Origin of the sequence: Pseudomonas putida, from assembly GCF_025905425.1 — a bacterium.
Classification (GTDB): Bacteria; Pseudomonadota; Gammaproteobacteria; order Pseudomonadales; family Pseudomonadaceae; genus Aquipseudomonas; species Aquipseudomonas putida_AF.
On the sequence record NZ_CP109603.1, the window covers coordinates 5,989,908 to 6,016,483 of the forward strand.

The 26,576-nt window shown below is 63.6% G+C and carries 26 protein-coding genes; 12 read left to right on the top strand and 14 right to left on the bottom strand.

Annotated features, from left to right (window positions below):
* Positions 1–37 precede the first annotated feature (37 nt).
* On the top strand, positions 38–799 hold the full coding sequence (locus OGV19_RS26970) for a YdcF family protein (RefSeq protein ID WP_264311447.1): 762 nt from the start codon (positions 38–40) through the stop codon (positions 797–799).
* Positions 800–922: 123 nt separating this feature from the next.
* On the opposite strand, the gene lnt is transcribed toward OGV19_RS26970, so the two are convergent.
* From lnt to OGV19_RS26990, 4 genes are read right to left on the bottom strand one after another with little or no spacing between them, the layout of a single operon-like run.
* Positions 923–2,440: an apolipoprotein N-acyltransferase gene (lnt, locus tag OGV19_RS26975; protein ID WP_264311448.1), complete on the bottom strand. Its 1,518-nt coding sequence runs from the start codon at positions 2,438–2,440 to the stop codon at positions 923–925.
* A gap of 8 nt (positions 2,441–2,448) precedes the next feature.
* Positions 2,449–3,288 carry a CorC family transporter gene (locus tag OGV19_RS26980; protein WP_264311449.1) on the bottom strand — a complete coding sequence of 280 codons (840 nt, stop codon included), beginning with the start codon at positions 3,286–3,288 and terminating at the stop codon, positions 2,449–2,451.
* A 25-nt stretch (positions 3,289–3,313) separates the two neighbouring features.
* Positions 3,314–3,787 carry an rRNA maturation RNase YbeY gene (ybeY, locus tag OGV19_RS26985; RefSeq protein ID WP_264311450.1) on the bottom strand — a complete coding sequence of 158 codons (474 nt, stop codon included), beginning with the start codon at positions 3,785–3,787 and terminating at the stop codon, positions 3,314–3,316.
* Entirely contained in the window at positions 3,780–4,778 is a 999-nt protein-coding gene (locus tag OGV19_RS26990) for a PhoH family protein (protein WP_264311451.1), read from the bottom strand. The genes ybeY and OGV19_RS26990 overlap by 8 nt, the downstream gene beginning before the upstream one ends.
* Before the next feature lie 260 nt (positions 4,779–5,038).
* On the opposite strand from OGV19_RS26990, the gene OGV19_RS26995 reads away from it, so the two are divergent.
* Positions 5,039–5,365, top strand: a complete 327-nt coding sequence (locus OGV19_RS26995) for a DUF1820 family protein (RefSeq protein WP_027592627.1) — start codon at positions 5,039–5,041, stop codon at positions 5,363–5,365.
* Positions 5,366–5,371: 6 nt separating this feature from the next.
* Here OGV19_RS26995 and OGV19_RS27000 read toward each other — a convergent pair whose 3' ends face one another.
* The 4 genes from OGV19_RS27000 to OGV19_RS27015 all read right to left on the bottom strand — a co-directional run bounded on the left by OGV19_RS27000 (position 5,372) and on the right by OGV19_RS27015 (position 8,911).
* Positions 5,372–5,917, bottom strand: coding sequence for a tetratricopeptide repeat protein (locus OGV19_RS27000; RefSeq protein WP_264311452.1), 546 nt, complete (start codon positions 5,915–5,917; stop codon positions 5,372–5,374).
* A 258-nt stretch (positions 5,918–6,175) separates the two neighbouring features.
* On the bottom strand, positions 6,176–7,459 hold the full coding sequence (gene hemL, locus OGV19_RS27005; RefSeq protein WP_264311453.1) for a glutamate-1-semialdehyde 2,1-aminomutase: 1,284 nt from the start codon (positions 7,457–7,459) through the stop codon (positions 6,176–6,178).
* 16 nt (positions 7,460–7,475) lie between these two features.
* Positions 7,476–8,099, bottom strand: a complete 624-nt coding sequence (gene thiE, locus OGV19_RS27010) for a thiamine phosphate synthase (RefSeq protein ID WP_264311454.1) — start codon at positions 8,097–8,099, stop codon at positions 7,476–7,478.
* 14 nt (positions 8,100–8,113) lie between these two features.
* Entirely contained in the window at positions 8,114–8,911 is a 798-nt protein-coding gene (locus OGV19_RS27015) for a hydroxymethylpyrimidine/phosphomethylpyrimidine kinase (RefSeq protein ID WP_264311455.1), read from the bottom strand.
* Between the two features lie 265 nt (positions 8,912–9,176).
* Between OGV19_RS27015 and OGV19_RS27020 the strand changes: the two genes are divergently transcribed.
* From OGV19_RS27020 to OGV19_RS27035, 4 genes are all read left to right on the top strand, one after another.
* Positions 9,177–11,165 carry a sensor histidine kinase gene (locus OGV19_RS27020; protein WP_264311456.1) on the top strand — a complete coding sequence of 663 codons (1,989 nt, stop codon included), beginning with the start codon at positions 9,177–9,179 and terminating at the stop codon, positions 11,163–11,165.
* Positions 11,166–11,358: 193 nt separating this feature from the next.
* A complete protein-coding gene (locus OGV19_RS27025; RefSeq protein WP_264311457.1) occupies positions 11,359–13,011 on the top strand; it encodes an acyl-CoA dehydrogenase family protein in 1,653 nt (550 codons plus the stop codon).
* A gap of 71 nt (positions 13,012–13,082) precedes the next feature.
* Positions 13,083–14,546: an AMP nucleosidase gene (gene amn, locus OGV19_RS27030; RefSeq protein ID WP_264311458.1), complete on the top strand. Its 1,464-nt coding sequence runs from the start codon at positions 13,083–13,085 to the stop codon at positions 14,544–14,546.
* A 6-nt stretch (positions 14,547–14,552) separates the two neighbouring features.
* Positions 14,553–15,188, top strand: a complete 636-nt coding sequence (locus tag OGV19_RS27035; protein ID WP_264311459.1) for a pseudouridine synthase — start codon at positions 14,553–14,555, stop codon at positions 15,186–15,188.
* A 201-nt stretch (positions 15,189–15,389) separates the two neighbouring features.
* Here OGV19_RS27035 and OGV19_RS27040 read toward each other — a convergent pair whose 3' ends face one another.
* Together OGV19_RS27040 and OGV19_RS27045 are read right to left on the bottom strand one after the other, a co-directional pair.
* A complete protein-coding gene (locus OGV19_RS27040) occupies positions 15,390–15,593 on the bottom strand; it encodes a DUF2788 domain-containing protein (RefSeq protein ID WP_033701689.1) in 204 nt (67 codons plus the stop codon).
* Between the two features lie 53 nt (positions 15,594–15,646).
* Positions 15,647–16,123, bottom strand: coding sequence for an Lrp/AsnC family transcriptional regulator (locus OGV19_RS27045; protein ID WP_003249795.1), 477 nt, complete (start codon positions 16,121–16,123; stop codon positions 15,647–15,649).
* 398 nt (positions 16,124–16,521) lie between these two features.
* Here OGV19_RS27045 and OGV19_RS27050 point away from each other — a divergent pair, with 398 nt between their 5' ends.
* Positions 16,522–17,319, top strand: a complete 798-nt coding sequence (locus OGV19_RS27050) for a DUF6515 family protein (protein WP_264311460.1) — start codon at positions 16,522–16,524, stop codon at positions 17,317–17,319.
* A gap of 13 nt (positions 17,320–17,332) precedes the next feature.
* On the opposite strand, the gene OGV19_RS27055 is transcribed toward OGV19_RS27050, so the two are convergent.
* Positions 17,333–18,202 carry a cation diffusion facilitator family transporter gene (locus OGV19_RS27055; RefSeq protein WP_264314015.1) on the bottom strand — a complete coding sequence of 290 codons (870 nt, stop codon included), beginning with the start codon at positions 18,200–18,202 and terminating at the stop codon, positions 17,333–17,335.
* Between the two features lie 25 nt (positions 18,203–18,227).
* Positions 18,228–18,647, bottom strand: a complete 420-nt coding sequence (locus OGV19_RS27060) for a periplasmic Zn2+ metallochaperone PmcY (RefSeq protein ID WP_264311461.1) — start codon at positions 18,645–18,647, stop codon at positions 18,228–18,230.
* A 115-nt stretch (positions 18,648–18,762) separates the two neighbouring features.
* Between OGV19_RS27060 and hrpB the strand changes: the two genes are divergently transcribed.
* The gene (hrpB, locus tag OGV19_RS27065; RefSeq protein ID WP_264311462.1) at positions 18,763–21,288 is read left to right on the top strand and encodes an ATP-dependent helicase HrpB; all 2,526 of its coding nucleotides are present in this window, start codon (positions 18,763–18,765) and stop codon (positions 21,286–21,288) included.
* 82 nt (positions 21,289–21,370) lie between these two features.
* Here hrpB and OGV19_RS27070 read toward each other — a convergent pair whose 3' ends face one another.
* Positions 21,371–22,027: a YciC family protein gene (locus OGV19_RS27070; protein ID WP_264311463.1), complete on the bottom strand. Its 657-nt coding sequence runs from the start codon at positions 22,025–22,027 to the stop codon at positions 21,371–21,373.
* A 167-nt stretch (positions 22,028–22,194) separates the two neighbouring features.
* Between OGV19_RS27070 and OGV19_RS27075 the strand changes: the two genes are divergently transcribed.
* The gene (locus OGV19_RS27075) at positions 22,195–22,959 is read left to right on the top strand and encodes a DUF2076 domain-containing protein (protein ID WP_264311464.1); all 765 of its coding nucleotides are present in this window, start codon (positions 22,195–22,197) and stop codon (positions 22,957–22,959) included.
* 57 nt (positions 22,960–23,016) lie between these two features.
* Complete coding sequence (locus OGV19_RS27080; RefSeq protein WP_264311465.1) at positions 23,017–23,511, top strand: LabA-like NYN domain-containing protein; 495 nt, start codon at positions 23,017–23,019, stop codon at positions 23,509–23,511.
* Positions 23,512–23,518: 7 nt separating this feature from the next.
* Here OGV19_RS27080 and OGV19_RS27085 read toward each other — a convergent pair whose 3' ends face one another.
* Positions 23,519–23,980, bottom strand: a complete 462-nt coding sequence (locus OGV19_RS27085; protein WP_264311466.1) for an Lrp/AsnC family transcriptional regulator — start codon at positions 23,978–23,980, stop codon at positions 23,519–23,521.
* Between the two features lie 155 nt (positions 23,981–24,135).
* On the opposite strand from OGV19_RS27085, the gene yedA reads away from it, so the two are divergent.
* Both yedA and OGV19_RS27095 read left to right on the top strand, forming a co-directional pair.
* On the top strand, positions 24,136–25,056 hold the full coding sequence (gene yedA / locus OGV19_RS27090; RefSeq protein ID WP_186652640.1) for a drug/metabolite exporter YedA: 921 nt from the start codon (positions 24,136–24,138) through the stop codon (positions 25,054–25,056).
* 55 nt (positions 25,057–25,111) lie between these two features.
* The gene (locus OGV19_RS27095) at positions 25,112–26,443 is read left to right on the top strand and encodes an RNA helicase RhlE1 (RefSeq protein ID WP_264311467.1); all 1,332 of its coding nucleotides are present in this window, start codon (positions 25,112–25,114) and stop codon (positions 26,441–26,443) included.
* The last annotated feature ends 133 nt before the right edge of the window (positions 26,444–26,576 follow it).

Genomic DNA, 26,576 nt, shown 5'->3' on the forward strand with positions numbered 1-26,576 from the left:
CCTCTTAGGCTGCACGCCTTCCATGGAGGTGTAGCCGATGCCAATCCGATACTTCATCAAGCAATGGCTGATGCCGCCTGGCGTCCTGTTCGTGTTGCTGTTGGCGGCGTGGTGGCTGCGCAAGCGACGCCCGCGGCTGGCTGGGCTGTGTTTTGCGGTGGGGCTTGGCGGTTTGTGGCTGATGAGCCTGCCGCTGGTGGTGCAGGAAACCGCCCGTGTGCTGGAAAGCGAGCCGCCGCTGGCCGTGAGCGACTGGGCCGCCCTGGCGAGCCGGGCGGATGCGATTGTGGTGCTGGGGGCGGGGCGTGAGCGCGGCGACCCGGCCTGGGGGGGCGATGATCAGCCCACCGCAACGGCCCTTGAACGCATGCGCTTTGCCGCACGGCTGGCCAAGGCTTCGGGTTTGCCGGTGCTGACCAGCGGTGGCTTGCACTACGGTACGCCGCCCAGCGAGGCGCGTTTGATGGCCGATCGCTTGCGTGAGGACTTTGGTGTCCAGGTGAAATGGAAAGAGGAGGCCAGCCGCACTACCTGGGAGAACGCCCGGTTCACGGCAGACATTCTGCAGCCACTGGGTATTCGCCGCGTGGTGGTGGTAACCCAGGCCTGGCATATGCAACGTTCGCGCTTCAGCTTTGAACAGGCGGGGTTCGAGGTGGTGCCGGCGCCGATGGGTTTCCTGGGCCGCGATCATGCCCGGCCGTTTGCCGGTTTGCTGCCGGAGAGCCGGGCGATGTGGCAGAGCGGGCAGTTGCTGAATGAAATGGTGGGGTTGGTGGGGTATCGGGTGTTCTATTGAAGCTGGGTTGCCTGTGCCGGCCTCTTCGTGGGCAAGCCCGCTCCCACAATTACAACTCTGCCCTAAGAGCAAGAGTGCCTGTGGGAGCGGGCGTGCCCCGCGAAGAGGCCAGTGCAGGCTGCATCAGACAGTCTTGGCGATGCGCCCCGCCAGCAACGCCCAGCCCAGCAGCAGCACGCAGACAATCGCCAGCGGCCAAGAGCGCCACTGAAGATAAGGCGTCAGTTGCTGCATCGGTACCACCTCGCCATACAGCACCGCCTGCTGGAACTGCGGAATTTGCGTGGTAATGCGCCCGAACGGGTCGATCAGCGCGGTCACGCCGTTGTTGGTGGCGCGGATCATCCAGCGGCCGGCTTCCAGTGCGCGCATCTGGGCCATCTGCAGGTGCTGCAGCGGGCCGATCGACCTGCCGAACCAGGTGTCGTTGCTGATGGTCAGCAGCAGGTCGCTGCGCGCCGCCAGGCTCGCCGCGAACTCCGGGTAGACCACTTCATAGCAGATGTACGGTGCGATCTGGTAACCCTTGGCCTGCAGCAACGGCTGGTCTTCGGGGCCTCGGGCGAAGTCCGACATGGGCAGGTTGAAGAACTCGATCACGCCACGCAGCATGTCCTGCAAGGGCACGTACTCGCCGAAGGGCACCAGTTTCTGCTTGAGGTAGGTGCCGTCACCTTCGCCGGTCACGGTGATGCCGTTGTAGTAGCGGCGCTGGTGATGCACCACCTCACGTACCGGCACACCAGTGATCAGCGCCGAATGGCGCTCGGCGGCAAAGCGGCCCATCACGTCGATGTAGCCCTGGGCCTGGTCCTTTAGCACCGGCACCGCGGTTTCGGGCCAGATCAGCAGGTCTACCGGCTTGGAGGTGAAGCTCATGTCACGGTACAGCGCCAGCTGTGCGTCGATGTGGGCTGGGTCCCATTTCAGGTCCTGCGCCACATTACCCTGAATGGCGGCCACCTTGAGCGGATCGCCTGCAGGCGTGGTCCAGGCGTGGTCCTTGAGTGCCATGCCCAGTACCCAGGGCGCCAGCAACAGCACGCCGGCGACGGCCAGGAACGAGGGCCGGGCACGCAGGCGGTGCAGGTTGCACAGCAAGGCGGCGCTGAGCGCCAGGGTGAAGGAGATCAACCACACGCCACCCAAGGGGGCCAAGCCGGCCAGGGGGCCGTCGAGCTGGCTGTAGCCCGCGTAGAGCCAAGGGAAGCCGGTGAGGAACCAGCCGCGGAAGGCCTCTTGCAGCAGCCACAGGGCCGCGAAGCACAAGGCATCGGCCAGCGGTGCCTCGTTGCGCCGCAGCCAGCGCGCCCAAAGCCACGCGGGCAAGGCGAAGAACCAGGCAAGGGCGGCGAAGAACGCCAAGAGCAGCAGGATCGCCAGCAGCGGCGAGGCGCCGCCGTAGGTGTTCATGCTGACGTAGATCCACCAGGTGCCGGCGCCGTACAGGCCAAAGCCGAAACACCAGCCGCGGCCCATGGCCTGGCGCGGGCTGAGCTCGCGCAGGCCAAGGTAGAGCAGGGCGATCGACAGCAGGGCCAGCGGCCAGATGTCGAACGGCGCCAGGGCCAGGAGGGTGGAAGCGCCGGCCGCCATGGCCAGCAGGTTACCGGGCCAGCCGGGGCGGGTGATCCAACGCATGATTGTCCTTAGCGGGTGATCGGTGTCAGGCGCAGCAGGTGTATCCGCCGGCTGTCGGCATTGAGAATGCGGAACTTGTAGGCCCCGATCTCGGTGGTTTCGTTGCGCTTGGGCAGGTGCCCGAACGCGCTCATCACCAGGCCGCCAACCGTGTCGAATTCGTCATCGGAGAAGGTGCTGTCGAAGAACTCGTTGAAGTTCTCGATCGGGGTCAGCGCCTTGACCAGGAAGTCGCCGCTGGGCAGCGGCTTGATGTAGCTGTCTTCCTCGACGTCATGTTCGTCCTCGATGTCGCCGACGATCTGTTCCAGCACGTCCTCGATGGTCACCAGGCCCGCCACGCCGCCGTATTCGTCGATGACGATGGCCATGTGGTTATGGTTGGCGCGGAACTCGCGCAACAGCACGTTCAGGCGCTTGGACTCCGGCACGAAGGTGGCCGGGCGCAGCAGGTCCTTGATGTTGAAGCTGTCGCCGTTTTCCTTGAGGATCAGCGGCAGCAGGTCCTTGGCGAGCAGGATGCCCAGCACATCGTCGTGGCTTTCGCCGATCACCGGATAGCGCGAGTGCGCGGCGTCGATCACCGCCGGCAGAAACTCGCGAGGCGACTGGCCTGCCTTGATGCTGTTCATCTGAGAGCGCGGCACCATGATGTCGCGCACCTGCAGGTCGGCGACCTGAATGGCGCCTTCGACAATGGTCAGCGCTTCGCTGTCGAGCAGTTTGTTCTGATGGGCTTCGCGCAGCAGCTCAAGGAGCTCCTGGCGGTTTTTCGGCTCATGGGCAAAAGCCTGGGTCAGTTTGCCCAGCCAGGACTTTTGCCCGTTGCTCGATCGATCTTCGCTCATGGCGGTTCTCGTGATCCTTGCAGTGTCAGTGTGTGATTGTTTCGTTTTCATCGTCGGCATACGGGTCAGGATGACCCAGTTCTGCCAGCAATTCCCGTTCCAGGGCTTCCATTTCCTCGGCTTCCTCATCGTCGATGTGATCGTAGCCGAGCAGGTGCAGGCAGCCGTGGATGACCAGGTGCGCCCAGTGCGCCTCCAGGGTTTTGCCCTGTTCGGCAGCCTCGCGCTCGACCACCGCCACGCAGATCACCAGGTCGCCCAGCAACGGGATATCGAGCAGGTCATCAGGCACGTCGGCCGGGAACGACAGCACGTTGGTCGCGTAGTCCTTGTGCCGGTAGGTGTGGTTCAGCTCGCGGCCTTCGGCTTCATCGACCAGGCGAATGGTCATCTCCGAGTCGGCGCTGCGCTGGCGCAAGGCCAGCTCGCACCAGCGGCGGAAGGCGGCATCGTCAGGGGCGGCGGCGTCCGTGGCCCGTTGTAGGTCGAGTTCAAGCATCTTTGCCGGGCGCCTCTGGCTTGGCCTGACGGCCTTCGAAGCGGTCGTAGGCCTCGACGATGCGTTGCACCAGTGGGTGACGAACCACATCTTTGGGTTGGAAATGGGTAAAACTGATACCCGGAACGTCTTTGAGCACCTCGATCACATGCGCCAAGCCCGACTTCGTGCCACGCGGCAGGTCGACCTGGGTGATGTCACCGGTGATCACCGCCGTCGAGCCGAAGCCGATGCGGGTGAGGAACATCTTCATCTGTTCCAGCGTGGTGTTCTGGCTTTCGTCGAGGATGATGAAGCTGTTGTTCAGGGTGCGGCCACGCATGTAGGCCAGCGGGGCGATCTCGATCACCTGGCGCTCGATGAGCTTGGCCACGTGTTCAAAACCGAGCATTTCGTAGAGGGCGTCATACAGCGGGCGCAGGTAGGGGTCGATCTTCTGCGCCAGGTCGCCAGGCAGGAAGCCGAGCTTCTCGCCCGCTTCGACCGCCGGACGCACCAGCAGGATGCGGCGCACTTGCTCGCGTTCCAGGGCATCGACGGCGCAGGCCACAGCGAGATAGGTCTTGCCGGTACCGGCCGGGCCAACACCGAAGTTGATGTCGTTGGCCAGGATTTCCTTGACGTAACGCTGCTGGTTGACGCCGCGCGGGCGAATGTTGCCCTTGCGCGTGCGCAACGAGACGCTGACCTCGTTGACCGCCGGGTTGTCGATGTTCTCGACGGTCGACTCCTGCAGGTACAGGTGGACCGTTTCCGGCGACAGGTCAGTGGCCTTGGCCTCGCGGTAGAGGCGGCGCAGCAGTTGTTCGGCAGCGGAAGTGGTCTTGGGTTCGCCGATCAGTTCGAACTGATTGCCACGGTTGCGGATCTCGATGGCCAGGCGTTGTTCGATCAGGCGCAGGTGCTCGTCGAACTGCCCGCACAAGTTGGCGAAACGGTGGGCCTCGAAAGGTTCGAGGATGAAACGATGGGGTTCTATGGGTGCGTTCAAGGTCGTTTTTAGCCGCCCGACGGCAATGGATGTGAGCTCAAGAATAACCCTTGAATCGCAGTGGCGAAAGCACTGAAACGATCAAGGGTTGGCACAAGGTATGTAGTGCCTGTTCTGGCCCCTTCGCGGGCAAGCACGCTCCCACAGGTACTGCACCGTTTTGCAGGTGGGTGCATACCTGTGGGAGCGGGCTTGCCCGCGAAGGGGCCGGTACGGGTATGATGCCCGCCTTTTCTTACGCATGTGTTATCCCGCCAACCATGAGCAAACGCGAACCCGCCATCTATAAAGTGATCTTCCTCAATCAGGGGCAGGTCTTCGAGATGTATGCCAAGCAGATCTATCAGAGCGACCTGTGGGGCTTTCTGGAAATCGAGGAGTTCGTCTTCGGCGAGCGCACCCAGGTGGTGGTCGACCCCAGTGAAGAAAAGCTCAAGAGCCAGTTCGAGGGTGTGATCCGCAGTTTCGTGCCCATGCACTCGATCGTGCGTATCGACGAGGTCGAGCGCCTGGGTACGGCGAAGATCAGCGAGGCCAAGGGCGGCGGCAATGTGATGCCGTTCCCCATGCCGATGCCGGAGAAGTAGGGCGTTTCAGGGGAGTGGCGAGAACGGCGTACGGCCTTCGGCGTTTTGCAGTTCGAGCAGGTATTTGCGGAAGATCTGGCCAAGCACCTGGGTCGCGTGCTCCAGTTCGTCGCGGGGCATTTGCTCGGTGACTTCGTCAGCCATGTCCAGCGCATCCTCGGCGCCGTTGACTGCAGCCATTTTCAGCAGAATGTAGGCCTGCACATTGTTGGCCTTGACCCCTTCGCCGCGGAAGAACATGGCGCCAAGGCGGTATTGGGCCTCGGCATGGCCTTGCAGCGAGGCCTTCTGGAACCAGTTCAGGGCCTTGTTCAGGTCTTTCGGTGTCTGGGTGTAGTAGTACTCGCCCAGTTCGAATTGCGCCTGGGCATCCCCCGTCGTCGCCGTCTGCTCACAGGCCTTGAGGGCATTGGCGAGGTCTTCTGGCTGAACATTCAGGGTGCAGCGGCCCGTCGCTGGAATCAGCAACGAGTTACCACCCTCCGCCAGGGCCAGCAGGGGCTGAAGAAGCAACAGGCAGCCCAGGGTCAGGGCGCGGCCGGTGCGGTTCATGGGGATCGACTTACCTCTGCAAAGCTGCGGCCAATGTCTCTGGTGGCACATTATGGGATAAGCAGCGCCAACCTTACAAAGTTTTACTCGAATTTATGTCTGGTTGGGGAAGTCAGCTGATTGTGAGGGGTTATTTATCTCCTGTAACGGCCCTTTCGCGGGGTAAACCCGCTCCCACAGGGACCGCACCATTTTCAAGGCCGGTGCGGCACCTGTGGGAGCGGGTTTACCCGCGAAGAGGCCGGTACAGACTCGGCATTACTTCAGGGCTGCAAAGGCCTTCTCAGCCGCATCCAAGGTGATCTGCAGCTCCTTGTCGCCGTGGGCAATGGAGGTGAAGCCCGCCTCGAATGCGCTTGGCGCCAGGTACACGCCGCCGTCCAGCATCAGGTGGAAGAAGCGCTTGAAGCGATCGGCATCGCTGGCCATCACGTCGTCGAAGGTGACGATGTCGTCGGCACCGCTGAAGTACAGGCCGAACATGGCACCTGCCTGCGTGGTGACGAACGGCACGCCAGCAGCATCGGCGCGTTGTTGCAGGCCGTCGAGCATGCGGCTGGTGAAGTCGGTCAGTTCGGCGTGGAACCCTGGGCGGCTGATCAGCTTCAGGGTGGTCAGGCCAGCGGCCATGGCCAGCGGGTTACCCGACAGGGTGCCGGCCTGGTAGACCGGGCCGAGCGGGGCGATGCAGCCCATGATTTCGCGCTTGCCGCCAAAACAGCCGACCGGCATGCCGCCGCCGACGATCTTGCCGAAGGTCGACAGGTCAGGGGTGATGCCGTAGTGGCCTTGGGCGCCGCCGAGCGAGACGCGGAAACCGGTCATTACTTCGTCGAAGATCAACACCACGCCATGCTTGTCGCACTGCTCGCGCAGGCCTTCGAGGAAGCCTGGCGCTGGCGGTACACAGTTCATGTTGCCGGCTACTGGCTCGACAATGATACAGGCCACGGTCTGGCCGACGTCGGCCAGGGTTTTTTCGACGGCGGCAATGTCGTTGAACGGCAGGGTCAGGGTGTGTTTGGCGAAGTCCGCCGGCACGCCCGCCGAGCTTGGCACACCTTGGGTCAGCAGGCCGGAGCCGGCTTTCACCAGCAGGCTGTCGGAGTGACCGTGGTAGCAGCCTTCGAACTTGATGATGGCGTCGCGGCCGGTGTAGCCACGGGCCAGGCGGATGGCGCTCATGGTGGCTTCGGTGCCGGAGCTGACCATGCGCACCATCTCCATGGATGGCACGATCGAGCAGACCAGGTCAGCCATCTCGGTTTCCATGGCGGTCGGGGCGCCATAGGAAAGGCCGTGTTCGAGTTGCTTGCGTACCGAGTCCAGCACCTCTGGATGGCCGTGGCCGAGAATCATCGGGCCCCAGGAACCGACATAATCGACGTAACGCTTGTCGTCCTCGTCAACGACGTAGGCGCCTTCGGCATGCTTGAAGAACAGCGGCGTGCCGCCGACGCTCTTGAAAGCGCGGACCGGCGAGTTGACGCCACCCGGGATGTGCTTCTGGGCTGCGGCGAACAGGGCTTCGGAACGGGACATGGAAAGTTCTCTCGAATCAGGAAACGAACAGGGCGTTGAAGGCACGGGCGCGGCGGGTGACTTCCTGCGCGCTATCGGTACCAAACAGGCCGTGGATCACTGCCAGCAGGTCGGCGCCATGGGCAACCAACGGGGCAGCGTTGTCGAGGGTGACGCCGCCGATCACGGCGATCGGCAGTTTGACCTGGGCGCGGGCCTGCTCCAGCAGGTCGAGGCTGGCAGCCGGTGCGCCCGGTTTGGTCACGGAGTTGAAAAAGCGGCCGAAGGCCACGTAGCTGGCGCCTTCGCTGGCGGCCTGGCGGGCCAGGTCGAGCTGGGCGTGGCAGGTCGAGCCGATGATCGCGTTGCGGCCGAGCAGGGCGCGGGCCGGGGTGAGTGGGCCGTCGGTTTGGCCCAGGTGCACGCCGACGCCCAGGCGCGCGGCCAGTTCGGCGTCATCGTTGATGATCAGCTGAGTATCGTAACGCTCGCAGAGCCGCATCAGTGCCTCGGCTTCGCGCAGGCGCTGGGCCGCGTCGTCACTTTTGTCGCGGTACTGCAGCAGGCACACGCCGCCATCCAGGGCCGCCTCGACATGGGACAGGAAACGGCCGGCGAGCAGCTGGCTGTCGGTGATTGCATACAGACCGCGTAGCTTCATCTGAAGGCCTCGTATCAGGAACAGAAGTCCAGGGGCAGGCGGCGCGGGACGAACTGTCCCTTGCCCAGTTGCTCGGCGTCACGCAGGGTGCGCCAGGTGTATTCGAGCGCACTGCGCACGGCACTTTGCAGCGCTTCGCCCAAGGCCAGTCGGCCCGCCAGGGCGCTGGCCAGGGTGCAGCCCGAACCGTGATAGCTGCCTGGCAGGCGCTGGCAGGTCCAGGTATGGCGCTGGCCATCGCGGCTGTACAGGCGGTTGTGGATTTCGTCTTCGTCGCCGTGACCACCGGTAATCAACAGGTGTCTACAGAACGGCAACAGTTTCTCGGCACACTCGTCCGCCGTGCCGTCCGGCAGCTCGGCGAGAATGCGCGCTTCCGGCAGGTTCGGCGTGGCAATGGTCGCCAGCGGCAGCAGGCGTTCGCGCACGGCATAGCCGACCTCGTCCTTGCCCAGGCGGCCACCGCCACCGGCTCGCAGCACCGGGTCGCAGACCAGCGGCAGGTGCGGGTGGGCGGCCAGCAGTTCGGCGACGGTGTCGACCATGTCGAGGGAGCCGAGCATGCCAAGCTTGACGGCGGCGACCGTGGAGTCGGCCAGCACGGCGTTGGCCTGGGCCAGCACCCACTCGCGGTCGAGCACGCGGAAGTCGGAAACGTTGACGGTATCCTGGACGGTCAGGGCAGTCACCGCAGGTGCGGCGTGACAGCCTTGGGCGATCAGGGCTTCGATATCTGCCTGCAAGCCGGCGCCGCCACTGGGGTCGTGGCCGGAGAGACAGAGGACAACGGGGCGGGAGCTGTAGGTATTCATGGGCGGCGAGCTTACCACCAAACCCAATTGTGGGGATCGTCCTACAAACGTGTTTTGTTGATCAACTGGTCAGATTGTTGCGTGTGAAACTTCTGAAAGTACTGATTTAGAGCCATTAGACCATGATTCAAGGTGGCCGATTGCCAGGTGGGGAAGCTATGCTAGAGTGCTCGGATAACTCGACAAACGGGTTCTGCCGGATTACGTCGTCTCAAACGGATGGGAGGCAACCGCGACGCGACCGGACAGGCCATGCTGGGGCTGTATGCGCTATTTGCTGATTGTGCTTCTGGGCTTGTTGCCCGTGCTGGCCGGAGCGGTCGATTTCGACGACGCTACCCGGCATCTTCCATTGGGCAAGGCCATGCAGGTTTACGAAGACCTCGATGGCAGTGCCAGCATCGCCCAGGTCAGTGCCCCCGGGTTCGTCAAATCCTTCCGCCCCCACCATGAAGACGTGCTGAACGCCGGTTATTCCACCTCGGTGTTCTGGCTGAAGATTGACCTGCGTTACCTGCCGTCGGCCACTGCCACCCCCCGCCAATGGCTGCTGGAACTGGCCTACCCACCCCTGGACCACCTCGAGTTGTACCTGCCCGACAGCGCCGGTACCTACCGGCTGGCCCAGCGCACGGGCGACGCTTTGCCTTACGCCACCCGGCAGATCCGGCAGAACAACTACCTGTTCGAGTTGCCGCTGCCCCCAGGCCAGGCGACCACCGTCTACCTGCGTTTGCACAGCCAGGGCTCGGTGCAGGCACCGCTGGCGTTATGGTCGGCCGAGGCCTACATGGAGGACCAGCCCACGCGCCTGTACGTACTGGGCATGATCTACGGCGTGTTGCTGGTGATGCTGGTGTACAACCTGTTCATCTACCTCAGCGTGCGGGATGTCAGCTACCTCTACTACATCCTCTACATCGCCTCGTTCGGCCTGTATCAGGTTTCGGTGAACGGTGCGGGGGTCGCCTACTTCTGGCCGGACAGCCCCTGGTGGGCGAATGCCTCGACGCCGCTGTTCATTGGCGCTGCCGGTTTGTTCGGCTGCCAGTTTGCCCGGCATTTCCTGCAACTGGGCAAAATCAGCCGTGGCTTCGACCGGTTGTTGCAGCTGTTGATGCTGGGGGGCGGGCTGGTGATGGTACTGGCCGTGAGCATGCCTTATGGCATCGCCCTGCGCATGGCCACGGTGCTGGCGTTGCTGTTCACCGTCAGCATCTTTGCCGCTGGCGTGTATGCCTGGTCGCGCGGTTTGCGGGTGGCGCGCTGGTTCATTATCGCCTGGTCGGCGTTTTTGCTGGGCGGGTTGGTCAACACCTTGATGGTGCTGGGTTACCTGCCGAACGTGTTCATCACCATGTATGCCAGCCAGTTGGGCTCGGCGCTGGAGGTGGCGCTGCTGTCGCTGGCGCTGGCCGACCGTATCAACAGCCTGCGCGAGCAGCAGGCGCAGACCCTGCGTGAAACCGGGCGAACACTGGAGCAGTTGAACCTGCAGCTGGCCAGGAGCAACCGCTTGAAGGATGAGTTCCTGGCCACGGTCACCCATGAGCTGCGCACCCCGATGAATGGTGTGATCGGTTCGCTGGAGCTGATGCGCACGCTGCCCATGGATGCCGAAATGGCCCAGTACCATCGTACGGCGGTCGGTTCGTCCCAGGGCATGATGGACATGGTCGACGACATCCTCACCCTCTCCGAACTGCAGGGCGGTCGTCTGCGTGCGCAACCTGCGCCTTTCAGCCTGCGCAGCATGCTGCAGGGCTTGCGTGCCGCGCATGCCGGCCAGGCGCTGGGCAAAGGGTTGTACCTGAGCCTGGACATACCTGCCGATCTGCCCGACGCGCTGCTGGGTGATGCGCAAAAGCTCACCCGCTGCCTGGGGTGCCTGCTGGACAACGGCCTGAAGTTCACCGATCAAGGCGGGGTCATGCTGCAGGTGCGCGGTCGTCGTCAGGGGCCGGACAACCTGGCACTCACCTTTACGGTCAGTGACAGTGGCATCGGCTTCGATGACCTCGACCAGGCGACCCTGTATCAGCGCTTCTACCAGGTCGATGGCTCGATGACCCGGCGTTATGGTGGGCTGGGCATCGGCTTGTCGATTTGCCGGCAGATGGGGGAGTTGCTGGGGGCTCGGTTGTCGCATGAGTCGACGCGGGGGTTGGGTAGCCGGTTCGAGTTGAGTTTGAACGTGGAGATTTCGCAGGTGCAGATGAGCCCGAGTATCCTGCAGACGCGGCGTTCGCTTTGAAGGCATAGCCTTTGGTAAGGGCTGACAGGTGTTTGCCACAACACATTCAGCGCCTGGCGTCCCCCTGTCAGCCCTGATACCCCCCTATACCATGCGCTCCCCGCCTCATATTTAGTCATTAATGTCACTTTGACTGACCCACAGGGAATGCTTCACTGGGACTTTCAGGCCTGCCCGGATCCAGGAGCTCTCAATGAACCTGCACCAGTACGCTGAAACCCACGAAGTCACCAACCAGCCTCCGTCCCTCGACGGCGCCAACCTGTACCGCCTTGATCTGCCATTGCAGGAGTGGTCGCGGCGCTTTGGCGCTGGCTGGGCCGAATCGCGGATCGATGCTTACGGTGCCTTGGCCGGCGGGCCGCTGATGGCTGCGGGCTTTTTGGCTAACGCGCACAAACCGGAATTCAGCAGCCACGACCGCTATGGCCATCGTATCGACCTGGTCGAGTTTCACCCGGCCTATCACGAACTGATGCGCACCGCAGTCGAACATGGCCTGCCCTCGTTGCCGTGGGCCGAACCCCGCCCCGGTGCGCATGTGGCGCGCGCGTCGATGACCTACCTGCACAGCCAGGCCGAAGCCGGCACGGGCTGCCCGCTGACCATGACCTTTGCCGCGGTGCCGGCGCTCAGGTTGCAGCCGGAGCTGGCTGAATACTGGCTGCCGAAGGTGCTGGCGCGTGAATACGACCCGCGCAATATCGGCGACCGGCACAAGGCTGGGGTCACCCTCGGCATGGCCATGACCGAGAAGCAGGGTGGCACCGACGTGCGTGCCAATACCACACGGGCCTACCCGGTGGGGGCACCTGGGCCAGGCCAGGCCTATGAACTGGTCGGGCACAAGTGGTTTTGCTCGGCGCCCATGTGCGATGCCTTTCTGACACTGGCCCAGACCGAAAAAGGCCTGAGCTGCTTTCTGTTGCCCCGCCACCGCCCGGATGACAACCGCAACCAGTTCTATATCCAGCGGTTGAAGAACAAGTTGGGCAACAGCTCCAATGCGTCCAGCGAAGTGGAGTTCCGTGGCGCTCTGGCGTGGATGGTGGGCGATGAAGGGCGTGGTGTACCGACCATTATCGAAATGGTGGCCATGACCCGTTTCGACTGCATGGTCGGCTCCAGTGCCCTGATGCGCCAGGCCCTGACCCAGGCCGCCCACCACTGCGCGTACCGCAAGGTCGGCGGCCGGGTGCTGAACGAGCAGCCGTTGATGCAGAACGTGCTCGCCGACCTGGCGCTGGAAAGCGAGGCCGCGTTGGCCCTGAGCCTGCGCATGGGGCAGGCCCTGGAGCAGCTCGATGATCCACAGCAGGCACACTTTGCCCGGCTGGTCACGGCGGTGGGCAAGTACTGGATCTGCAAACGCGCCCCGGCCATGATCAACGAGGCCGCCGAATGCCTGGGCGGGGCCGGGTATGTCGAAGACAGCATCCTGCCACGGTTGTACCGCGAGGCGCCGGTCAACTCGACCTGGGAAGGCTCAGGCAATGTGCAGTGCCTGGATGTGCTGCGGGCCTTGTCCAAGGAGCCTGGGGTGCTCGATGCCTTGTTTGCCGAACTGGGTGATGGCCATGGCGACCCTCGATTGGCCGCGCACATTGGCAACCTCAAGGGGGCGTTTGCCGATACGGCGGACATCCAGTATCGCGCCCGTCAGTTGACCGAGGATATTGCTCTGGCGCTGCAGGCCAAGCTGCTGCTGGAGGCGGGTAATACGGTAGTCAGCGATGCGTTCATCGGCAGCCGCCTGGCCGGTGGTGGTCGGGCCTATGGGGCGTTGCCACGGGGTGTGGATGTGCAGGCACTGGTGGCAAGGGCCACGCCGGTCTGGCAACGCTGATCAATGGGGATGTAATTACCCTCGAAGGCAGGCAAGATGGTCCACATGCATGTCCAGACAGGAAGCACAGTGTGAGCCACGCTTTTGTAGTCGTTGATACCCCAGAACAGGCCGTCGACCGTCTGGCGGCCCTGCATGCTCAGGCCACCGGTGCCCTCAGCCAGGCCCTCAAGCAATACCTGAAAGACCGAACCGAACCGGACGCCGAAGCGCGGGGGCTGTTCCGTTATCCCGCGCTGCGCCTGACCTACTACAGCCAGGGTGAGGTCGCGGCCACCACACGTGCCTACGCCAAGGTCCAGGTAGCCGGCACCTACAGCGTCACCGTCACCCAGCCCGCCGCCTTCCGTGGCTACCTGCTGGAGCAACTGCGCCCCCTGATGCACGACTACACCGTGACGGTGGAAGTGGGTGTCAGCGAGCAGAACATTCCGTACCCCTACGTGGTCGATCAGGGCGACGAACTGGCCGGCAGTGGCATCACCGCTGCGCAACTGGCGCGGGTGTTCCCCAGCACCGACCTGTCGGCAGCCACCGACAATATCGCCGATGGCCTGTACGACTGGGACAGCACCGAAACCCTGCCGCTGGCGTTGTTCGATGCGGCGCGTGTGGACTTCTCGCTGCGCCGCCTGGTGCACTACACCGGTAGCGACTGGCGGCATGTGCAGCCTTGGATCCTGCTGACCAACTACCACCGCTATGTTGACCAGTTCATCAGCCATGGCCTTGAGCAACTGCGTGACGACCCGCGCTTCGTACGCATGGTGCTGCCGGGCAACGTGTTGATCGAAAAAGGCATGGACCATGGCGAAACCCAGGCCCTGGTGGCCAGTGTGGTATGGCACCGTTATCAGATGCCGGCCTACCACCTGATCGCCGCCGACGGTGACGGCGTAACCTTGGTCAACATCGGCGTCGGCCCTTCCAATGCCAAGAACATCACCGACCACCTGGCCGTGCTGCGCCCGCACTGCTGGCTGATGATCGGCCACTGTGGCGGCCTGCGTCAGTCGCAGACTATCGGTGACTACGTGCTGGCGCATGCCTACATGCGGCGTGACGGTATTCTCGATCGTGTGGTGCCGCCGAACATTCCCATCCCGGCCTTGGCCGAGGTGCAGATGGCCCTCCAGGAAGCTGCGGCACAAGTGACCGGCGAGCGTGGCGAAGAGCTGAAAAAGCGCCTGCGCACGGGCACCGTGCTGACCTACGACGACCGTAACTGGGAACTGCGCTGGGCCCAGGAGCGGCCATTGATCAACCTGTCACGTGCGGTGGCGGTGGACATGGAGAGTGGCACCATTGCCGCCCAGGGCTACCGGCTGCGGGTTCCGTATGGCACCTTGCTGTGTGTCTCCGACAAGCCGCTGCACAGCGAGATCAAGCTGCCGGGTTCGGCCAACGCGTTCTACAACCGGGCGGTCAGCCAGCACTTGAAGATCGGCATTGCCGCACTCGACCTGCTACGTACCGAGCTCAATTCGTTGCACTCGCGTAAACTGCGCAGCTTCGATGAGCCGCCGTTCCGCTGAGGATCCATGCCCCTGCCACCCCGTTCCAAGCCGCGCCGCCCCCAGGCGCGGCCTGCCGACCCGCGTCGCCAGCCCAAGGCGCCGCCGGCCGAGCCGCGCCTGATCCTGTTCAACAAGCCGTTCGACGTGCTGACCCAGTTCAGCGATGGCGAGGGGCGCGCGACCCTCAAGGACTTCATCGACATTCCGGGTGTTTATCCGGCGGGGCGGCTGGACCGTGACAGCGAAGGCCTGCTGTTGCTGACCAACGATGGCGGCCTGCAGGCGCGCATCGCCGACCCCAAGCACAAGCTGGCCAAAACTTACTGGGTACAAGTGGAAGGTGAGCCGAGCGACGAGCAGCTGCAACGCCTGCGCGAGGGCGTAGAGCTGAACGATGGGCCGACCTTGCCGGCTGAAGCTCGCCGCCTGGAAGACCCCGAGCTGTGGCCGCGCAACCCGCCGGTGCGCTTTCGCAAGAGCGTGCCGACCAGCTGGCTGGAGCTGGTGATCCGCGAAGGGCGTAACCGACAGGTGCGACGGATGACGGCGGCGGTAGGGTTGCCTACTTTGCGCCTGGTGCGGGTGCGGATTGGTGACTGGACGCTGGAGGGGCTGGAGCAGGGCTGTTGGCGCGAAGTCCCGGCCAAGCTGCGCAGATAGCTGGAAAACCTAGCAACTTGCCCAAATCCCTGCAGAGAACACTGGTCATTGTGGGAGCGGGCTTGCCCCGCGAATGAGGCCACGCGGCGCATGGCACCGGCTTCGCCGGTGGTGGCGGGCCAAGCCCGCTCCCACAGAGTCGCTGCTAAATCAATGAGTTAAGTTTTGTTCTAGGAGAGTGGGCTTGCCCGTGCCTGGCAGTTACACCCCTTCCAGAAACGCCACCACCACGCTCTTGATGATAAAGGCCAATACCCCAAGCCCCAGCACGAAGAACAGGATCATGGTGCCAAACCGCCCGGCCTTGGACTTCTTCGCCAGGTCCCAGACGATAAAGCCCATGAAACCGATCAACACGGTGACGAGGATGATCATCATCCATTCTTCGAATACGGCGGGATCCATCAGTGTTCTCCAGGCAGGCTGAGCGCTCGATCATACGCCGGGCGCCCAAGTATTCAACGCAGGTGGGTCAATGGCAGCTCGGTACTGGCCAGTACCTGGTTCAGCACGAAGCTCGAACGCACGCTGGTGACGCCTTCGATACGGGTCAGGCTGCCGAGTAGCAGTTTCTGGTAGTGGTCCATGTCTGGCACCACTACCTTGAGCTGGTAGTCGGCGTCCATACCGGTGACCAGGCTGCATTCGAGCACCTGCGGTAGGTTGCGGATGGCGGCCTCGAAGGTCTCGAAGCGCTCCGGGGTGTGGCGGTCCATGCCGATCAGTACATAGGCGGTCAGGCTCAGCCCCAGCTTCTTGCGATCGAGCAGGGCAACCTGACGCGAGATGTAGCCGTCGTCCTCCAGTTGCTTGACCCGACGCGAGCACGGCGAAGGCGACAAGCCGATGCGTTCGGCCAGCTCCTGGTTGGAAATGCGCGCATCGCGCTGCAGTTCGGCAAGAATGCTCAGGTCGTAGCGGTCAAGTTTGCTCATGGAATATGCCTTTTCTGTTCCGATTGCGGTGAATTATCAATCTACGATGAAAAATTGCGCAAGTGCTATTTATCTCAGCAATCTTCGCAATCCTCTGTCGCCGCCGGTTCGGTATCTTTATCCACAGAATCACTGCCCGGACATCAGTCCACGGCGACGCGCCCTAGGCGGGCGGTCGCGGCCCAGCCATCCAACAGGATCCGCCAGGCCCCCGGGCTACACACCGTCCAGAAGACGGCGTGAGGTGAGCCGGCGCCACAAGTGCCGAGCACGGACGACAATTCCCAAAGGGAGGCCCAACGGCCTCCCTTTTTTCATGTCCGCGATTTTAAGTTGGGTGTGTGGCCGGCGCGGTAGACTGGCAGCGGCTGCAGTCATTTTTGATCGAGAGGGGCACCATGAAGTCGCGCATCTGGCAGTTGGCAGGTGTTGGTTTGGTTACGTTGAGCATCAGCCTGGGGGCTGTGGCTCAAGGCCCGGATGAGGGGCACGGAGGGCATGGCGGCGACCCGAATGGCGCCACCCCAGGCCGTTCCCCGCTCAACTCGCGCGATGAAGTGCGCCAGACGCAGCCGCCACGTGAAGGCTATTACCAGGATATCCCTCGGCGCAATGGCGATAACCGCCACTGGCAGGGGCGCCCGGACGGTCATGGCAATGGCTGGGGGCCGGGGCCGCAGTATCGTCCAGGGCAGACCATCGACGGCTTCCCTGATCGCTACTGGAAGGTGCCTTACCGTGGGCAGGACTACTTCTACTCGAGTGGCTACTGGTATCGACCGCATGGTGGCCGTTACATCGTCGTGGCACCACCCTATGGCGCAAGGGTTGAGTACCTGCCCTCGTATGCCCGTGAGGTGTGGTTGGGTGGGGCGTTGTTCTTCCTGGTTGCCGATACCTATTACCAGTACCTGGCGGACAGCCGTGAGTACGTGGTGGTCAACCCACCGATGGCTGCACCCGCGCCTGTGCCAGTGGCACCGGTCAGTGGCAGTTACGACGTGGTGGCCTATCCGATGTATGGCCAGGGGCAAGAACAGCAGGACCAGGACCGCTACCAGTGCCATCGCTGGGCGGTGAGCCAGTCTGGGTTCGACCCGGCGACGGCTGCCTACGCACCACCGATCAATGTTGCGGATAGCTATCGGCGGGCGCTGGGGGCCTGTTTCAGCGGGCGTGGATACAGCATCAACTGAAGCTGACGCGCACCTACACCGGGTCCGCGTGCACCATCACATCCGCCTGTGGATAACGCTGGCGGATCACCCTTGATGCCGCCTCGCACAACCCATGGGCATCATGCAGCGCCAGTTCCCCTGGCAGTTCCAGATGCAACTGCACGAACCACTGGTTGCCCGATACCCGTGTACGCAGGTCATGCACCCCCTTCACGCCGGGGATGGCCAGCACCAGGGCGGACATCGCCTCGCCAACCTCGCCGGGCAGCTCCTTGTCCATCAGGATGGCGGTACTTTCTTGCGCGATCTGGAAAGCGCTCCAGAGGATGTAGACAGCAATGCCCAGGCCGAACAAGGCATCCAGTTGCGACCAGCCAAACTGTGTCAGCAGCAGGGCGAGCAGAATGCTGCCATTGAGCAGCAGGTCTGAGCGGTAGTGCAGTGAGTCGGCCCGCACCGCCGTGGAGCCGGTCAGGCGAATGACCTTGTGTTGCAACGCCAGCAGGGCAATGGTCAGCACCAGCGAAAGCAGCATCACTGCGATGCCGACCGTGGTATCGCCCAACGGTTGTGGCGTATGCAGGCGTTCGACCGCCTGCACCCCGATCAACACCGCACTGACCCCGATGAACAGCGCCTGGGCCATGCCAGCCAGGGCCTCGGCCTTGCCGTGGCCGAAGCGGTGGTCGTCATCGGCCGGGCGCAGGGCGTAATGCACGGCGAGCAGATTGAGAAACGAGGCGACGGCGTCCAGTGCCGAATCGGTCAGCCCGGCCAGCAGGCTGACCGAGCCGCTCAGCCACCAGGCCAGCGCCTTGCTCACGACCAGGATGCTGGCCACCGCCAGTGACGCGCGGGTGGCCAGACGCAAGAGGCGCTGGTGTTCAGCCGGGGTGATCATGCTGTGGGTGATGTCCTTGTGCGGGTCAGGCAGCCGGTACCAGTTGGTAGGCCGCCAACTGCTCGACGCTGCCACGGTGCTGGATCAGGCGCGGGTCGTTCAGCGGCAGGCGCTGGCCCAGCTCGCTTTCGAGGATGGCCTGCAACTTGCGGTTGTCGATCTTGCCGTCGGGGCTTACCGCTTCGCGCAGTTTTTCCGGGGCCACCTGGGCTGTGCGGCCACCCGGGTAGTAGATGGCGCCGGTGGCGAAGTCGATGCCGAAGGCGATCAGCCCGGGGATCACGTAGAACAAGATGCCAATGGCATCCATGGCGGCGACCACGGGGTCGATCTTACCGTCGATCTGGCCGCGGCGGTCTGGGTAGAACAGCGTGCCGCAGGCCGTCAGCTGGGTCAGCAAGGTGACGATAAGGGCGCCGCCAATGACGCGGGATGGGATACGCATGTAAATCTCCGAAAGGTATTCAGCAGGGCAAGCGAAGCGCCAGCACCTGAAGCTAAGACCATGATAGAGCAGGCTGGGTTCGCCGTTATACTCGCCCGACTGTTCGAGGACCACCATGATTTCATTACCGATCGATACCGTTCTGCCCGCTTTGCGCCAGGCCCTGGAAAACCGCGACGAAGCTGTGCTCGAAGCGCCCCCCGGCGCCGGCAAGACCACCCGCGTGCCCCTGGCGTTGCTGAGCGCGCCGTGGCTGGCCGGGCAGACCATCGTGATGCTCGAACCACGGCGCCTGGCCGCCCGCGCGGCGGCCGAAAGGCTGGCCAGCGAGCTGGGCGAGAAGGTCGGCGAAACCGTGGGCTACCGCATCCGCCTGGACAGCAAGGTCGGGCCGAAGACCCGTATCGAGGTGGTCACCGAGGGTATCCTCACCCGCCGTCTGCAGGCGGACCCTGCGCTGGAGGGCGTGGGGCTGCTGATTTTCGACGAGTTCCACGAGCGCAGCCTGGATGCTGACCTCGCTTTGGCGTTGAGCCTCAATGGGCGCGAGCTGCTGCGTGACGAGCCGCTGAAAATTCTGCTGATGTCCGCGACGCTGGAGGGCGAGCGCCTGTCGCGGCTGCTCGACGATGCACCGGTCGTCAGCAGCGAAGGCCGCATGTACCCGGTAGACATCCACTGGGGGCGGCCGTCCCAGCCGGGCGAGTTCATCGAGCCACGGGTCGTCGATTGCGTCCTCCAGGCGTTGGCGGAACAGCCCGGTAGCGTGCTGGTATTCCTGCCCGGGCAGGCCGAAATCCGCCGGGTTCACCAGAGCCTTCAGGACATGCTGGGCGAGCGTTCCGACATCTTGCTGTGCCCATTGCATGGCGAACTCGACCTCAATGCCCAGCGCGCAGCGATCGACCCGGCGCCAACAGGTCTGCGCAAAGTGGTGCTGGCCACCAACATCGCCGAAACCAGCCTGACCATCGACGGCGTGCGCGTGGTGGTTGACGCAGGCCTTGCGCGGGTGCCGCGTTTCGACCCCGGCAGTGGCATGACCCGGCTCGACACCCAGCGTATCTCCCGTGCCAGCGCTACCCAGCGTGCCGGCCGGGCGGGCCGCCTGGAACCAGGGGTGTGCTACCGGCTATGGTCCGAAGCACAGCATGACCAGTTGGCCGCGCACGGCAGCGCAGAAATACTCCAGGCCGACCTCGCAGGCCTGGCCTTGCAGTTGGCCCGCTGGGGCGTCACGCCCGATCAGCTGCGCTGGCTGGACCAGCCGCCAGCGGCGGCGTTCTCCCAGGCCCAGGACCTGCTGGCACGGCTCAGTGCGTTCAAGGCCGGCAGCCGCGACAACCTCAGCGAACACGGCCAGGCCATGGCCGAACTGCCGGCCCATCCGCGCATTGCCCACTTGCTGCTGCGTGGCCAGGATCTTGGGCTGGCCGCCATGGCCTGTGATGTCGCCGCCTTGCTGGGGGAGCGTGATATCCAGCGCGGGGGTGGTGCCGACCTGCACAGCCGGCTGGCGTTGATCAGCGGTGAAAGCAAGGCGTCCCGAGGCGGGCAGGGCGGCGTGCAGCGTGCGCGGCAGTTGGCCCGGCAATACCGCGGGTTGCTACGCGGCAGGGCGGGCGCAGGGGTCGCCGACCCCGAACACTCGCGCTGGTTGGGCGCATTGCTGGCGCTGGCCTACCCAGACCGGGTCGCCCAGCAGCGGCGCGAGGGCAGCGCTGAATATCGCCTGGCCAATGGCCGCGCGGCTTTGTTCGCTGAAGTTGATGCCTTGATGAAGTGCCCCTGGCTGGTGGTTGCCGACCTGGGGAGCCGCCAGGGCCAGCGGGAAGAACGTATCTACCTGGCTGCCGAGTTCGACCCAGCGCTGCTGGACGATGTGCTGGCCGAGCAGGTCGAACGGGTCGATATCCTCGACTGGGACGACCGCGCACAGGTGTTGCGCGCCGAACGCCAGACCAAGGTCGGCGAGCTGGTGCTCAGCCGCGAGCCGTTGCCTGGCCTGGATGACGAAGCCCGCGCCAGGGCCTTGATCGGCCTGGTGCGGCGTAAAGGCCTCAATCTGCTGACCTGGACGCCGGAACTGCGTCAGTGGCAGGCGCGGGTAGCGTTGCTGCGTCAACTGGACCTGGACCAGAACGGGCACAGTGAGTGGCCCGACCTGGGCGACGAGGCCCTGCTGGCCAACCTGGAAGACTGGCTGCAGCCGTACCTGGGCAAGGTTTCGCGCTTGAGCCATTTTGCCGCCCTGGACCTGTCGTCGATCCTGCGCAACCTGCTGCCGTGGCCATTGCCGCAGCGCCTGGACGAGTGGGCGCCCGCGCATCTGGCCGTGCCGTCGGGCTCGAACATTCGCCTGGACTACAGTGAAAACCCACCCATTCTTGCGGTGCGTCTGCAGGAGCTGTTTGGCCTGGCAGACACGCCACGCATCGCCCAGGGGCGTCAGCAGGTCAAGTTGCATCTGCTATCACCCGCTCGCCGGCCCGTGCAGGTAACCCAGGACCTGGCCAACTTCTGGCGCACGACCTATGCCGAGGTAAAGAAGGACCTCAAGGGCCGCTACCCCAAGCACTACTGGCCGGATGACCCGCTGGTGGCTGAAGCCACGGCGCGGGCCAAACCACGGGGTACCTGATTCGGCTTAAGTTGATCTTCATGCAGGGGCCGAGCTCGTTGTCAGGTAGGTGAACTTGGCCCGGTTTGGGGTGCCTTGAGCGTCATGCGCCGGAATCAGCCTCCAACAGCATGAACAGGCGGTACAGCACCACCGTACTGAACAGCTGCAAAAAACCGCTCAGGCTGTCCATGGCCAGCTCCATGCCCGGAGCCGGCTGCGGGAAGGTCATCAGCAACAGCCCGTCGATCAGCCAGATCGGTGCCAGTACCCCAAGCACGCAGATCATGATGCGCATGAAATTGCCGGTGGTCATCCGCGCGCTCTCGCGCATCGACTGCACGACAGGCAGGCCGCGCAGCACCAGTAGGTATTCGGCGAACACCAGGTTGATCATGATCCACACCCCGGGGAAGACGAACAGTGCCAGGCCCGCCATGATCAGCAGCGAACTGATCAGGATCAGCAGGGCTAGCTGCGGCCATAACTGTAGGGCGCGGGCGAACAGATCACGCTTGGAAATGTCCTGGCCATTGCTGCGGGTGTCCAGGTAGAGGATCAGCGCCGCGCTGTAGAGCGGGTAGAACAGCAGGCTCACCAGCATGCCGTAGGCGGGTGAGGCCTGGTCGCCCATCTGCCGATAGAGCAGTTGGGTCAGCAGGGCTTCGAGCACCACCAGCGGCAAGCACAGTGGGATGATGCTTGGCAGGTGGCGGCGGAAGAAGTACAGGGAGTCGCGCAGAACGCTCAGCGGATTCATCGGTCAACATCGCATGGCAGTAAAAGCAGGGGCCTAACTTTAGCCCAAAGCAGGCTCGCAGCTGTCACTTGCTGAAAAAAGTTTCACCGCCGCAGTGATTGAATCCAGCGCCTGCACCCCCCATCTTTGACGCTGTCCGTTGTCCCGCGTCCCCACGAGGTAGCTTCATGAACACTGAAGAACAAACCCTGATCGATAGCCTGTTCGGCCGCATCAAGCAAGCTGAAGACCCGAGCCAGCCCCGCGATGCCCTGGCCCAGGCGTGCATCGAAGAGCATGTGCGTCAGCAGCCGGCAGCGCCGTATTACATGGCCCAGGCGATTCTGGTTCAGGAAGCGGCTATCAAGCGCCTGGACGAGCAGAACAAGCAGCTGGAAGCGGAGCTCAAACAAGCCCGTGCGCAAGTCGAGGCCAGCCGTGCGGGTAGCAGCACCCCGAGCAACAGCGGCGGTGGTTTCCTGTCGAGCATCTTCGGTTCCGGTGGGCGTAGTGCGCCACCGGCCACGCAGCCGCAGCGGCCTTCGGCGCCCGCTTTTTCAGGCGGAGGCTGGCGCGAACCGTCCGCGCCGGGCTTCAACCCGCAGCAAGCGCAGCAACAACAGCAGCCCGGTTTCGGCGCAGCGCCAGCGCGCGGTGGTGCCAGCAGCTTCCTGGGTGGTGCGATGCAGACCGCAGCCGGTGTGGCAGGCGGGGTGTTGCTTGCTCAGGGTATAAGCAGCCTGTTCAACCACAACTCACAACCTGAGGAAGTGGCAGAGGTGAACAAGGACGAGCCAGCACCGGCCAGCGATACTGGCGGCTGGAACGATCAAGGCGGGCAACAGCAGGTGGCCGACAACGGCGGTTGGGGCAGCGACCAGGGCAGTTACGCCGATAACGATTATGGCAGCGATGACGGCGGGTTCTTCTCCGACGACGATTCCTACGTCTGACGGGTCTGGCATACTGCTGGCATTTTGGGGCTGCAGGGCAGCCCCGAATTCCATCAGATGAAGAGGTTCCAGGTGAAAAAGATCGCGTTGTTCGCCGACGTGCAGAACCTCTACTACACCGTGCGCCAGGCGCACGGTTGCCATTTCAACTACGCCGCGCTGTGGGCCGAGATCAGCCGCGAAGGGCAGATCGTCGAAGCCGTGGCCTATGCCATCGACCGCGGTGACAGCAAGCAACAGCAGTTTCAGCAGATTTTGCGCAACCTCGGTTTCGAGGTGCGGCTGAAACCGTACATCCAGCGCAGCGATGGCTCGGCCAAAGGTGACTGGGATGTGGGCATCACCCTTGATGTGATCGACGCGGCCAGCCGCGTGGACCAGGTGGTGCTGGCCTCCGGTGATGGCGACTTCGATCTGTTGCTCGAGCGGGTCATCCAGCGCCATGGCACCGAAGCGGTGGTGTATGGCGTGCCTGGGCTTACCGCGATGTCACTGATTCGCGCCGCCAGCCGTTATGTGCCGATCGAGGGGCGGTTGTTGTTGCGGCATTGACCGCCATTCATGGCTGTTTTTTGCCCGGGCCCTGCAAATGATCGAGCGGTACCCGTCGCTCGATTGCGCTGGAAAGAATGATCGAGGTCTTGCTGAAGCCCAGTTGTGAAACCCGGTTGATCAGCGCCTCCAGCTCCCCCATCGAGCCCACCGCCGCCTGCATGATCACGCAGGGGTCACCGGTGACGCGATGGCACTCGGTCAGTTCGGGGATGCGTGCCAGCGCATCATAGGCCTGCTGATTGCCATGGCTGGCCAGGCGCAGTTCGATTACGCACTGGATCGGCAGGCCGATCTTTTCCAGGTCTACCTTCGCCGCGTAGCCGGTGATGACGCCGCTGGCTTCGAGTTTTGCCACCCGTTCGGCCACTGCAGGCGCCGACAAATTCACCTGACGCGCCAACTGCGCAAACGTGGCCCGGCCGTTTTCGAGCAGGGCGGCGAGCAGCATGCGGTCGTACTTGTCCATGGGGTTTTCCTGTGCGGCTTCGATTCATTTGGAAAACACTACAATAACCGTTCATTGCAAAGTGTTCGGGTGATTTAAAGCTGTTTTGTAACTTAAGTTTACGCAGTGGCCTTTCTAAACTAAGTCACCCGTAAACGGATTTCGAGTACTTTCCCATGCCTGCCTCCCGTCGCTTCCCGCTCCTGCTCATTGGCGCCTTCATGGCCCTGTATCTGGTCTGGGGTTCCACTTACCTGTTTATTCGCATTGGCGTCGAATCGTGGCCACCCATGCTCATGGCAGGGGTACGCTTTCTGATCGCTGGGGGCTTGCTGTATGGCTTTCTGCGCTGGCGGGGTGTGCCGGCGCCGACCTGGCCGCAGTGGCGGGCGGCGGGGGCAATCGGTTTTTTGTTGCTCAGTTGTGGCAACGGCGGCGTGACCGTGGCTGAGCACGCCGGTGTGGCCTCAGGCGTGGCGGCACTGGCGGTGGCGACGGTGCCGCTGTTCACCCTGGTGTTCGGCCTGCTGTTTGGCCACCGTAACTCGCGGCTCGAGTGGGCAGGGATCGGGCTTGGGCTGGTCGGCATCGGGCTGCTCAACCTCGGCTCCAACTTGCAGGCAAGCCCGATTGGCGCGGCACTGATCCTGTTCGCGGCGGCTTCGTGGGCATTCGGTTCGGTATGGAGCAAGAGCTTGCCGCTGCCCCAGGGGCCGATGGCCAGTGCTGCCGAAATGCTGGTGGGCGGTGCAGTGCTACTGCTTGGCAGCGTGGTGTCGGGCGAGCGCATGACCCAGATGCCGACCGCTGCCGGTTGGGGCGCGCTGGCCTACCTGGTGTTCTTCGGCTCGATCCTGGCGTTCAGTGCCTATATGTACCTGCTCAAGCATGTGCGCCCCGCAGCCGCGACCAGCTATGCCTACGTCAACCCGGCGGTGGCGGTGCTGCTAGGTATCGTCTTCGCCGGCGAACAAATCGGTGCCGAAGAGTGCGTGGCGATGGCGGTGATCATTGGCGCAGTGGTGCTGATCGGCCTGCCTCAATGGCGCAAAGCGCCACAGCCTGCGCAACCGCTGAAGGGCGAAATCTGCAAGTAGGCCGGGGTGTTGCGGTAAACTTGCCGCCTTCGCTGAACCCCCTGACGGTATTGCCATGAATTTCGCCAAACTCGGCCTGATCGAACCTTTGCTGCGTACCTTGCAGCAGCTGGACTACACCACCCCGACCCCGGTCCAGGCCCAGGCCATCCCTGCCGTGCTGGCCGGCCGCGACCTGATGGCCGCAGCCCAGACCGGCACCGGCAAGACCGCAGGGTTTGCCCTGCCGGTGCTGCAGCGCCTGGCGCTTGAAGGTGAGAAAGTTGCCAGCAACTCGATCCGCGCGCTGATACTGGTCCCCACCCGCGAGCTGGCCGAGCAGGTGCACAACAATGTGCGCGAGTATGCCGAGAACCTGCCGCTGAGCACCTATGCGGTGTACGGCGGCGTCAGCATCAACCCGCAGATGATGCGCCTGCGCCGTGGCGTCGACCTGCTGGTGGCCACGCCGGGTCGCTTGCTCGATCTGTTCCGGCAGAACGCCGTGAAGTTCAACCAGGTCCAGACCCTGGTGCTCGACGAAGCCGACCGCATGCTCGACCTGGGTTTTGCCGAGGAGCTGCAGTCGGTGTACGCAGCGCTGCCGCGCAAGCGCCAGACGCTGCTGTTTTCCGCGACCTTCTCGGACCAGATCCGGGTCCTTGCCGGCCTGGCCCTGAACGACCCGCTGAGCATCGAAGTTAGCCCGCGCAATGCCGCCGCCACCACCGTCAAGCAGTGGCTGGTGCCTGTGGACAAGAAGCGCAAGGCTGACCTGTTCTGCCATTTGCTGCGCAAGCAGCGCTGGAGCCAGGTGCTGGTGTTTGCCAAGACCCGCAACGGTGTCGACCAGTTGGTGGAGCGTTTGCTGAGCGAAGGCATCAATGCCGATGGCATCCATGGCGACCGCCCACAGGCCACGCGCCAGCGGGCGCTGGATACCTTCAAGGCCCGTGAAATCCAGGTGTTGGTGGCGACCGATGTTGCAGCGCGCGGGCTGGATATCGACGACCTGCCGCTGGTGGTCAACCTCGACCTGCCGATCGTTGCCGAGGATTATGTGCACCGCATTGGTCGTACGGGCCGTGCCGGCAACAAAGGGGAGGCGATTTCGCTGGTGTGTGCCGATGAGGTGCAAATGTTGGCGTCGATCGAGACGCTGATCCGCCAGACCTTGCCGCGCCATGAAGAACCGGACTTTATCCCTGAGCACCGCGTGCCGATGACCGATGCCAGTGGGCAGGTGATCAAGAAGCCGAAGAAGCCTAAAAAGCCGAAAGAGAACAGCGCCAAACGTGGTTTGGGGCGCTGGATGGACAGTGCCGAAGCGGCGAGCCCGGCGCCGTCAGTGAAAGCGGTGCGTAAGGTGCCGAGTTTCAATGGTGGGCCGCGTAAGCGTAAGCCTTGATATCGCCGGGGGCGCCCCTGTAGAACCACCACGTTGGTTTGGCAGGGGGCCGTGTGGGAGCGGGCTTGCCCCGCGAACACCGGCGAAGCCGGTGCCATGCACTGGGTGGCCTCATTCGCGGGGCAAGCCCGCT